General features: G+C 75.3%; 2 protein-coding genes. One reads left to right on the top strand and one right to left on the bottom strand.

The window, feature by feature from the left end; all coding sequences use genetic code 11:
- Positions 1-174 precede the first annotated feature (174 nt).
- Entirely contained in the window at positions 175-804 is a 630-nt protein-coding gene (locus ACFVXK_RS38500; RefSeq protein WP_389622025.1) for a TetR/AcrR family transcriptional regulator, read from the bottom strand.
- A gap of 184 nt (positions 805-988) precedes the next feature.
- On the opposite strand from ACFVXK_RS38500, the gene ACFVXK_RS38495 reads away from it, so the two are divergent.
- Positions 989-1,863 (top strand): phosphatase PAP2 family protein (locus tag ACFVXK_RS38495; RefSeq protein WP_389622022.1); only part of this gene is annotated, 875 nt, incomplete at its 3' end.

Here is a 1,863-nt window from a genome sequence, read left to right as displayed (position 1 = left end):
TCGCGGGGCAGGCGGGACTTTGACGACAGGGCCTGGGGGTTCCGGACCGGACGGGGCGGCGGTCCCCCTGCTCGGGAGGGCCGCCGACCCGTCCGGGTGGCGCGCTGCCGCCGTCCCCACGTGGCAGCGCGAAGCGGGTCGCCGTCCGGTCATCGTGAACGGCGGCCCACCGGTTCAGGTGGCCGGATGGTCCCCCGGGCCGATGCCCAGGGCCGGCAGCAGGGCCGCGTCGACGAACCGGACCAGGTAGTCGGCGTCCGCGTAGCGTCCCTCCAGTACCGGCCGGATCCGCAGGACGCCCATCAGCTGCGCCGGCAGGAACTCCACGGCCGGGTGGTCCGCGGCGATCTCGCCCCGCGCCACGGCCCGCTCCACGATCGCGTCGAAGGCCGCCAGCTCCGGCTCGACCAGGGCCTCGCGCAGCGCGCGCTGGAGCTCCTCGTCGCTGAGCACGGCGTTGCCGAGGGCCTGGGTGAGGCGGGTGTCGCGGTTCGAGGTGCCGGCCGCGATCCGGGCCGCCTCGCGCAGGTCGCCCGCCAGGTTCCCGGTGTCCACGTCGGCCAGCGTCCGCTCGCCGCGCCGCGCCCGGCTCGCGCGCAGGGCGGCGGCGACCAGCTGGGGCTTGGTCTTCCACTGCCGGTAGAGCGTCGACTTCCCGCAGCAGGCCCGCGCGGCCACGCCCTCCATGGTGAGGGCCTCGTAGCCGTGCTCGCGCAGCTGGTCCAGGACGGCGTCGTAGAACTCCTGCTCACGCTCCGGGCTGATCTTGGAGCGGCGCGCGGGGGCCTGCGGCGTGGACGTCATGGGGTGCGGCTCTCCTCGTGAGCTCACGGGCGGTGGGTCGTGCTCCCGAGTGTAAGGCCCCGGAGGCTTATCGCTACACCATCGTATCGATACGCGAATGTATCGATACACTGGCGTGTCGATCGGAATCGGTCCGACCGAAGCGACCGCACGCCGCTCCACCCGAAAGAAGTGAGACCGGGGGATGACCTCCCACACCACACCCGGCCGGCCGACCGCCCCAGCGGGCGGGGCCCGGCGCCGGCTCATACGCGAGCTGCTGCTCGTCGCGGGCCTGTTCGCCGTGTACAAGGCGGGCCGGATGCTCTCGACGGGCCGCACCGAAGAGGCCCACCACAACGCCGTCCGGGTCTGGGACGCCGAGCGCGCCCTGCACCTCCCCGGCGAAGGGGCCGTACAGCGGCTGCTGCTCCACTCGGACACCGCCGTCCACGCCGCGAACAGCTACTACGCGGCCGTGCACTTCCCGGCGACCGTGCTCTTCCTGGTCTGGCTGTACCTGCGCCGCCCCGGCCACTACCTGTGGACCCGGCGGGTGCTCGCCGTGCTCACCGGCGCCGCCCTCGCCCTGCACCTGTCCTTCCCGCTCGCCCCGCCGCGGATGCTGGAGGCCGCGCACCTGGTGGACACCGGGCAGGTCTACGGGCCCACCGTCTACCGGGCGGCCCCGGACGCCGACACCGTGGCCAACCAGTTCGCCGCCATGCCCTCGCTGCACTTCGGCTGGGCGCTGATGCTGGCCCTCGGGATGATCGCCGCGACCCGCTCCCGGTGGCGGGCCCTGTGGCTGCTGCACCCCCTGGTCACCCTGCTGGTGGTCGTGGGCACCGCCAACCACTACTGGGTCGACGCAATCGTGGCCACCCTGCTGCTCGGCGCGGCCCTCCTGGTCGTCCCGCGCCCGGCGTCCACCGCCGCGCCCGCGCCGGGCCGCCGCCCGGCCGCGGCGGCACGGAGCCTCCCGCACCCCCGCAGGACGTTCGCCCCGGCCGCCGCCGGACCGGCCGCCCCCGTGCCGGGAGCCGTTCCCGCCCCGGCCGCCGCCGGACCCGACGCCCC

It is taken from the genome of Streptomyces sp. NPDC058157 (genome assembly GCF_042884105.1).
Classification (GTDB): Bacteria; Actinomycetota; Actinomycetes; order Streptomycetales; family Streptomycetaceae; genus Streptomyces.
This window is presented reverse-complemented; position numbering and strand designations above follow the sequence as displayed.